Source organism: Pedobacter sp. 01T416_2 (assembly GCF_056398925.1).
Genome location: NZ_JBFTQI010000139.1, coordinates 1 through 9,616, shown reverse-complemented (window position 1 = coordinate 9,616; position 9,616 = coordinate 1). Strand labels below are relative to the sequence as shown.

Below are 9,616 nucleotides of genomic sequence, written 5' to 3'. Positions count from 1 at the left end.
GACTGAGAACTCATTCCATGTCCTCTTATCTTCTATCCCTTGTGCTCCAGCAAATTCGCTCACTTGCAATAAGCATAGGACTGTTAGTACAATAATTCTTTTCATCCGTATATAATTTGTTTTTTAATGATGATGAAGCCGTCATGAGCAATATTTTTCACAGTTTGTCTATTTTTTAATCGGTGTTCAAGAGCTCGCAAGCTCGGTTCATTTCGCTTCGCGAGTGTCAGCTCACGATGGTTTCATATTAATTTTTTTCTTTACTAATACCTTATATAATCACAGTTCAATTTGTACAACATCGACCAGACTGGTACGCATTGAAGCGGGAAGTTTAACTTGGACCTGCTCATCAGAATAACTGAACTTTAACGATTTGGCTGACCCCAATAACTTCACCTTCTTTGGTTTGCTTGCTGTTTTTAGCGTCAACACGATATCTTTGGCCGGAAGTCTGTCCTTCTCATACATACCATTATCTTTAAATTCGGGAATTGCAAAAAGGTAACGGAAATTGTTATTTGACGTTGCAGGTACCGAAGCTGTTTCACCTGCAGGCAACTGCTTTGTGTTTTTTACTGCTTTTCCATTCGCTTTCATCCAATGTGCTATAACTTTTAAATTCTCATATACAGCCTCCGGCATCGAACCATCAGCTTTAGGGCCAATACTTGGCAAATAATTAACTCCCCAGGCGCGCATGGCAACATATTGCCCCAAAATAAATGCATTGGAACGAAAAGGAAGAGTATTACTGTTATTCCAACTTTCTGTCCAAGTATTACAGAACTCTGCCCAGGTATCACCAGGGTCTTTTGTGGGAGGAGTTCGTTCAAAGGTTATAAAATCGCCTGTACCATGCATGCGGGGATTCATTACAATACCTGGTTGCAAACGTCTTATCTCTTCCTGAGTTAGCACCTTAGAAGGATTATCTATGGCTGCACGGYCGTCAAACCAGAGCAGGTCTATTTTGCCATAGTTCGTGAGCAGTTCCGTTAACTGGCCACGTACCATTGCAGCATAGGCTGCACGGTGTTTGGCAGTTTCTTCGACAGTTGGTTTTGAAGTTCGAGGACTCAGATTTGCGTCCAATTCAGGGAAAGTAGGATTGTGCACTCTTGACTCCTGGAAAAAAAAGTTCTCATAATCCTTGTTAAAATGCCAATCGGGTGGCGAGAAATAAAGCCCAACCTTTAAACCATATTTGCGGCAGGCATTTATAAAAAGTCCCACTAAATCCTTGCCTCCTATAAAGTTTTTAGTGCTAAAATCACCATAAGCACTTGGCCATAGGGCAAATCCCTCGTGGTGCTTGGTGGTCAATACGGCATAGGTAAAACCGGCTTCTTTCGCGGCCTTAATCCATTTTTCAGGATCATAATTTTGAGCATTGAATTCCTTTGCCATCGCCCAGTAGTCATTCGGGGTTATAAAGAAACTTCCACCATTTATTGCTTTGTAATCCCGTTCCTTTACTACCCTTTTAATTTCCAGTGTATCGATTGCCTTCGACCTTAGGCCCCAACCGACTACCATTGGCCAGGATGCACCAATATCTTTTACGGACGATAATCCCCAATGAATAAAAAGTCCTAACCCTGCATCCGGATACCATTGTGCATCAGGATTGCTGGTATGGGTATATGTAGCATTTTTATCTACTATATTTCCAATTTGATCATGCTCCAATTTAACTCGATCGCCCTCTTTTTCTTGTCCAAAAATTTGACATGAAACTATACCCAGTAATAAACAGGTAATAAGCTTTATTCTAATATGTTTATTCATAAATTATTGTTTAGCTGCAGTTATGATTTAATGGTTATAAAAGAGATGTATACCCTATTTGAAAATAACACCTCTTATTTTTAATTTATTTTTGTCATTGTTAAAGTTTTGCCATCGGCACTATTATCTTAACAAAATACATCCCTCAGCAAGTCGGGATACATCAAAATTGGCATCGCTACTTTCCATTTTTTATTCAATACCATTTGCTAAATAGATCAAAAACAAATGCTTCTGAAGTACCGTTATATCCAGTAATATTGATGTTTAATATATCTTTTATAGGAATCGGATAGACTTGTACAGTAACCTTTTCATCCGTATATAATTTGTTTTTAATGATGATGAAGCCGTCATGAGCAATATTTTTCACAGTTTGTCTATTTTTTAATCGGTGTTCAAGAGCTCGCAAGCTCGGTCCATTTCGCTTTATCAGTGTTTGCTCACGATGGTTTCATATTATTTTTTTCTTTACTAATACCTTATATATCACTGTTCAATTTGCACAAATCGACCAATTTGGTCGGCAGGATGCTGGAGGATCTTAACATATATAAGTAAGTTTCGTAATTAAGAAACCGTCCAATTCTTTTCATCAATGTCTCCTTTGTTAAGCATTGTATACAAAACAGGGTAACCTAAGGAACCAGTTTATGATTATCGTTAAAACAACTTTGCTGCTATAGTTGATTTTTTGCCGTTAACAGTTATCGTAATGTTTAAATTACCATTTTCATAATCGTTTGCGGCATTTTCCTCCATGCTTATATCCGGAGCGCTGTTTCCATTATATGGAAAAACCACCGAGATAAAACGCTGTGGCTGTTCAGTAATTTTTGGCTTTTCGTACACAAAAGCTGGCCTTGCCAGTTCTTTGCGGTAAGCATAAGATACTTTCCCTTCCTCCTCCTTTAGAGATACTTTGTCTCTGTTCAAATACTGAATCAGCAAATTGTTCCCATCAGGATAATTGGTATAAACTTTATATTTTCCTTTATCAAAAAAAGGGTTAGAATCTTCTTTTAGCTGGAAATGTATGCCTAGGTTACCCCTGGCTTTACCCATCGCCGCATCAATAATCAGAAAATATTTTTTATCGATAAATAATACGCTGCGACGGTGGTTTAAATCAGGATAGCTTGGGTTGGTATAGGTAAGGATATCAATATTTTTCCCGGTCGCCCATTTGTTAAGCTGTGCTTTGGTAATAACCATGTTTGCATTATCGAGGGTAAGAGTGCTGTGTACACGGGTTTGGCGGTAAGCATTTCTAAGTTTAAGGATCGCGGAATCGCCACCGTAGATATAACAACCGGCATCGGGTGTAAAGTTCCTGCCTTTTACCCAAAGCTCGAACGTACCATTATCAGGCTGCGCATGAAACTCTCCCGGCGGACTCGCCTTTAATACCATAACGGTAGATTTTTTGTCCCAGCCGTTTCTAAACGTATAAAACCCAGAAGTGCTTAATCCTTTGGACAAGTAAGAAGGAATCTTTCCCTCTTTTCCATCGGTTGCAAAATACTTTATCACATCATTCTGAGGAAAAATTTTCGACCAATTAGCAAATTGTTTTATCCTGAGATCTTTATCAACCGGAAACGAATCGCCAAACATTGGATTGTTATAATCCGGAAAAGTATAATTGACAGTGGCCATGATCATCCGTTCTATAATCTGGGTATAGCTTTCAGGAAATTCTTTTTCCAAACCTGCCATTTTTGCGGCCTTATAGGCGCTTAAAAATATCTCTATCGCTGCGACATGATAAACAGGAGAAAGTTCGAACTGAACACCATCTGGATAAATCTGTTTTTTGATTTGTGTATTCAATACCCCGATGCCGTCCCTTCTCCAGCCACCGGCGTTTTTTAACTCTGGGAAGAATGCCCCGGCAAATAGTACGCTTTGTGCCGCAAAAAGCAGATGATTGCCATGTTCAGTACTGTAGGGAAGAATATATCCTGCCTGTTGGTTGTAGCTGCTCAAAAACTCCATTAAAAATGCTGGAGAAAAATTGGGCGAGTTAACAAATAAATTAAATGAACTGGGAAGGCCTAAAACTCTTAGTGATACTTCTAATGGCCGCCAGGCAATCCTATCATTTTCTTTACTGTGGCCGAAAGGATTTTTTCTGACCCAATCCCGGAACTGGAACACCCATTCTTTGGCATATTTCTCATCTCCACTACTGCGGTAGGCCAGCCCCATAGATTGCCACCAGGTGACACGATGCAGTTGCCAGCGAATTTCGTCATCTTTTATTGGCCAATATTGCCAGTCAATATCTTTCCCATAATCAAAAAAACCATATCCGCCATGGGGTTTAAATTTGTGGATCAGGGCATTGTCTGCTTTTTCCTGTTCGGCCGCTTCGATAGGTTTTCCAACAAAAGCAGCTCTGTCGGCCACATTAAATTCGGGGTGTTTTACCGTTGATCTTTTCCGGTAATACTCCAGTAACTCTTTCGCGGCCTCATTATATTTTTTGTCCAATACCGCTTGGTGGACTTTTTCAAGCCCCGGATAATTGAGGTTGATTATATCAAAGCTTTCTTTCTCCAGCGGAGTTTCCTGTGCATTAGCAAACCAAAACACCAGCGACAGAAAGGCCATTATACTTATTTTCTTAAACTTCATTATTGTAGGGCATTAAGCGCTGTAACACCATTTTTTTTTAAAATTTGTCGCTTTAGAAACTTCCTTTGCAACATGAAACCCTTTATCCTTTTAAGTCTGAAATAGTTTATTTATAAATTATTTGTTCTTTATAACTTTGCTATAACAGATTGCGAAAAAATGCATTCTCTAGTGGATAAAGGGATTTCGGATATTATATTTAGAATCTACCTTTCACCCGTTCACGGAGGATAGTTTAAAAGCAACACCCGTTATAAATCGGGTGTTGCTACGCTTATTATTGAAAACCTAAATTCAGATCAGTTTCAACACTAGGTATGGCCCAAACAAAACTTTTATCAGTATAAGGCACGGGTGCGGAAATAACGGGAGCTCTATTTCCATTTCCTACATCCACTTTTAAACCTCTTAAATAATCTATCCTATCGCCCTCACAGAACATCTCAATCAGGCGTTCATCGCCAATCATAGCCTCGGTTATGTTTAGTATTGTTACATAGTTGGGAGACGATTCGTATGTCATGCCTGCAACTGTTGCATTCCAGGCACGTTTTCTAACTATATTCAGATCGCTTGCTGCACCAGCTTTATCCCCAGCCTTAAACCTGCAGATGGAACGAGTGAGATACATTTCGGCCAGCCTGATTATCGGATAGTTTGTATTCCAGGCCAAATTGCTACCTACAGGTGCTCCTCTGAAAGCTTTATTGGCAAAAATAGTACTGTATGTAATTTTGGAATCTGTATAAAACCTTTCGGGATATCGATTTGCAGCAGGAACAGAGGTCGGTTCTCTTACAGCCATCAGTTGAGTGAAGCGTTTGTCCCTCAATGCTTCCATTTTAAATGTTACGTTCACATCTATTTTGGGATTATCCTGCCAACCCAATCTCTTGATAACTGTTGGATCCAAGCTGGCCTCAGTCCAGCCATTCACAAAGGGTCCCCTTAAATTGTTGGATTCGCCCATCAAGTGCAATTGCGGAGCGGTTGTCACATCATAGAGAGGCAAGTACATAATCACCTCTTTGCCACGGCTCAGGGTGTTTTTATTAAAAGCCTCAATGGGATCTTCGCTCAAATTATAATCACCGCCATTTTGCTCAATAACAAAGTCGGTATATCCTTTTGCTTTTTCATATTCACCTTTAGCAAAGTGTGTACGGGCCAACATCGCTGCCGTTGCAAATTTATTTGCCCTGCCAGCCTGGTATGACGGATGCATTTTTCCAGAGATATAGCGCTCCGGCAAAAGTGAATATGCTTTTTCAAAATCCGACTGTATCTGCTCCCATATCTCCTTGGTCGTCCCTACCTTACTATTAATGGCCTCAGTGTAACTATGTGCTTTTTTTGTAAGCAATGGAATCCGTTTTGCATCATTGGCACCACCAGGCACATAAGCATCACAATAAACAGTGGCGAGCATATAATAGGCATATCCCCGCAAAAAATAAAGTTCGCCAGTAACCCGGTCCAAATTGTATTTTTTATCGTCCGCATTTATTGTTGGGTATGGATTTCCGCCATTTTTTTCTAAATATTCAAGCGCATCATTCACAGAACCAATTGTACGGTATGCTACAGTAAAAACATTAGGCAAAAATTGTTTTTGATTTTGTGCATCGCGGTAATAACCCCACCCAAAGCCAGAACTAATACAGGCCACATCATCCCCAACGTCATTTTTATACATATTCCATGCGTTGAAGCCGCTGTTATAGTCGCTTGTTAAAAAAAGAGTATTATACGATCCGATTGCAGCTCTGTCAAAATCAGCAAGCGTTGTCCAAGGACTTTCAACCGGTCTTTCTAATTCAAAAAATGCCTCATTTTTACACGCTGTAAACAGCATCAAAACGGCACATATAAGAAATAATATTTTTTTCATCTTTAAATAATTTATATTGACTTAGCGTCAATGGATTTATAAATTTATTAATTGTTTAAAATTTAACCGAAACGCCAAAGCTTGCAGCAAACAATTGTGGTAAATCCCAAGAATTAACATAGCCTTGTCCTTCAGGATCCCATCCTGGGTATTTGGTCAGTGTATAAAGGTTTTCGAAACTGGCATAAAGCCTGATATTTTGAACAGATTCCTTCATTTTTGGTGACAGCGGAAGGGAATAACCCAAGGTTACCGATTTTAGTTTTACAAAATCGCCTTTGTAAAGGTATTGAGAGGTGAGGGCACGTGAGTCACCAAAAGCTTTGGTAACACCGTTTACGTCTTTGTAAGCATTACCTTTCCATAACACACGCATATACTTGGCATCATCCCCTGGATTTTTCCAGTAATTCTCATAAAAATCAACAGGTAACCCGATAGCGTTTCCACTCAAACCTGAGCCGGTTAAATTTCTATGATACAGATCATAAATATAATTGCCACCTGAGAAAGAAATTAAAAAGTTCAAATCGAATCCTTTGTAGTTAAACTGGTTAGAAAGACCTCCGTAGTATTTTGGGATTTCATTTTTGTTTTCCATATGGAAATAGTTAGCACCTACGTTAGGCACATTAGCGTCCAAGAGCACCTCATTCCCATTGGCATCTTTCAGCCTCCTTGTTTCACCTGTTTGGGCATAATAAGCCTTATCAAGAGCATATATTTTAGGTAATCCCGTTTGAGCGTCAAGTCCTGCATAATCAGCAAGGTAATAATCACGTATACCGGTACCTACTTTTGTGATATAAGCTGAACTCACCATTCCTGTCCCTTTTGAATCGATTTGCGGAGTTAGTTTCTTAACCTCGTTATGATTGAATCCTATATTGAATGTTGTTTGCCATCTAAAATCCTTGGTATTGAAATTAACAGAAGTTAAGGAAAGCTCAACCCCATCGTTTACCAAATCACCGATATTATTCCAAAGTATTCCTGAGCTTATTCCTGCTGAAGGCGGTAAAGCTACTGAAAGAAGCAGGTTTTTAACATATTTGTTGTAGTAAGCGAGCGATCCGTTTATACGGTTATTAAAGAAACCAAAATCAACTCCAAGATCAAAACTATTAGTTGTTTCCCAGGTTAGATTAGTTATCCCCAGGGTATTGAGGCGAGTTCCGTTAGTAGCTGTAATATCACTACCACCATACGCCAAAGCGGTGGTATATCCATTCCCATCCAATTTCGAAGGAATATTTGAATTACCCGTTTCACCGTAGCTTCCTCTTATTTTTAGGAAATTTTTTCTTCCAAAATCACCCATAAATGATTCGTCACTAAGAATCCATCCTGCAGAAAATGCCTTAAAAGTACCCCATCTATAATTAGGGGTAAATACTGAAGCTCCATCTCTTCTAAAACTAAATCCTAACAAATATTTGTCTTTGAATTTATAGTTGGCGCGCCCAAAATAACCCAGACGGTAATTTTCATTACCCAATGTGGATGACATAATTGTTTTTTGATTTGGCGTTCCCAATTCCTGATAGCTTCCCACTAAATCTTTTCCTTCCATAGTTCGATACCACCCGGTTGTTTTTTGATTTTCCACACCTCCAACAAGATTTAAATTATGGTCGCCAAATTGTTTATTATAAGTCAAGAAGAAATTAAAATTTGTGGTTTTAATTGTATTCGCATAATCCGACGCATAAGAATATCCATCAGGACGGATAAGGAGTGATTCCCAATGGTTTGAATTGGCCTGCTGAAAATCCAAAGATGCTTCTGTACGAGCTGATAGTCCTTTTACAAAGGGAATATGATATTCTCCATAAACCCCAACCAATGCACGATAAAGATTAAGGTCTGTCAGATTATTTGCCAGGTCGTTTGTTGCAGCCGGGTTACTTCCAGATTTTGGATTTAAATATAAGTTCGGATTGGTCAAACTATAAACAGGTAGCATCGGTGTTGCCATAATTTGACTGAACGATCCGCCACTGTTAGTCTTATTTGATACGCTCAGATTGAGTTTTACACCTGTCTCGAAATTGCTCATTGGCTTGAGATCTACATTCGTCCTTATTCCGTAACGTTCAAGCTGATCATTTTTCATCACCCCCTCATCCTTTCTGTAATTTCCGGATATAAAATATTTGGTATTTTTATCTCCTCCGACCACAGAGAGATTGGCATTACGAAATAATCCAGTTCTCATTAGTTCTTTCTTCCAATCTGTATTGGTAGCCAATACCTGATCTCTGGTAAGTTTCTCCGTGATGTTCGTCATTACTGGGTAGTAGTCCGTTTCCAGGTCATATGGTCCCAAACCATTCGCTGCTTTCGAATTATCCAGGATTTCAAAAAGTTGTTTGGTATTAACAGTTTCAACCTTTTGGAAAGGCAAATCGGAAATTCCTGTACTAGGATCAAAATTTATTGAAATCTTCCCTGCAACTCCAGACTTTGTCGTAATAATAACAACACCATTCGACCCTCTGGAACCATAAATAGAAGTTGCAGCGGCATCTTTTAACACCTCAACTGACTCGATATCTTGTTGATTAACAAGAGACATATCACCTATTACCGGAACACCATCGATGATGTAAAGAGGAGATGTACCAGCACTAATTGAACTTAATCCACGGATTAAGACATTTACAGGAGCACCTAACTTGCCTGATGTTGCTTGAACACTCACTCCTGAGGCCTGTCCCTGTAAAAGTGACAATACATTTGTAGAGTTACCTGTTGTTTTAAAAGCTTCTGCCTTTATCGTAGAAATACTACCAATCACATCTCTTTTTTTCTGTGTACCGTAGCCCACCACAACAACATCATTCAATTTAGCATCGGTTTGCTTTAAGGCAATATTTCCCAGATCCTTGCCGGCCTTTATTTCTGCACTCACATACCCTATAAAAGAAACCTCTAGCAATGCGTCCTCATCAACTCCTTTCAATTGAAAGTTCCCGCCATTATCGGTAATCACAGCCTTTGTAGTACCTTTTACTTTCACAGATGCACCGGGAAGCGGTTTCCCTTCAGCGTCTACAACCCTACCAGAAATGTCAATGACCATATTGACAGCCTGATCAGGCTCAATCAGGATCTTTTTGGATTTTCTGACAATGATTGTTTTATTTTCGATTTCATAAGTCAAAGACTGATTTTCGAAAGACTTTTTCAAAACATCATTTAAAGGTGCTTTGTTGAAATCGAGGTCAATTTTTTTGAAATTTCCGGCCTCAATACCAACCCAGAGCACATTATAGCCAGTTTGCTTGGTAA

At 39.2% G+C, this 9,616-nt stretch carries 4 protein-coding genes; all 4 read right to left on the bottom strand.

Translation table 11 applies throughout. From position 1 onward, the window contains the following. Positions 1-279 precede the first annotated feature (279 nt). Positions 280-1,791, bottom strand: a complete 1,512-nt coding sequence (locus tag AC1DPQ_RS08310) for an alpha-L-fucosidase (RefSeq protein ID WP_477608767.1) — start codon at positions 1,789-1,791, stop codon at positions 280-282. Between the two features lie 663 nt (positions 1,792-2,454). Beyond that, entirely contained in the window at positions 2,455-4,431 is a 1,977-nt protein-coding gene (hepC, locus tag AC1DPQ_RS08305; RefSeq protein ID WP_477581421.1) for a heparin-sulfate lyase HepC, read from the bottom strand. Between the two features lie 277 nt (positions 4,432-4,708). After that, positions 4,709-6,322: a RagB/SusD family nutrient uptake outer membrane protein gene (locus AC1DPQ_RS08300; protein WP_477581419.1), complete on the bottom strand. Its 1,614-nt coding sequence runs from the start codon at positions 6,320-6,322 to the stop codon at positions 4,709-4,711. A 55-nt stretch (positions 6,323-6,377) separates the two neighbouring features. Beyond that, positions 6,378-9,616: TonB-dependent receptor (locus tag AC1DPQ_RS08295; RefSeq protein ID WP_477608765.1), on the bottom strand; the 3,239-nt coding region annotated here is incomplete at its 5' end.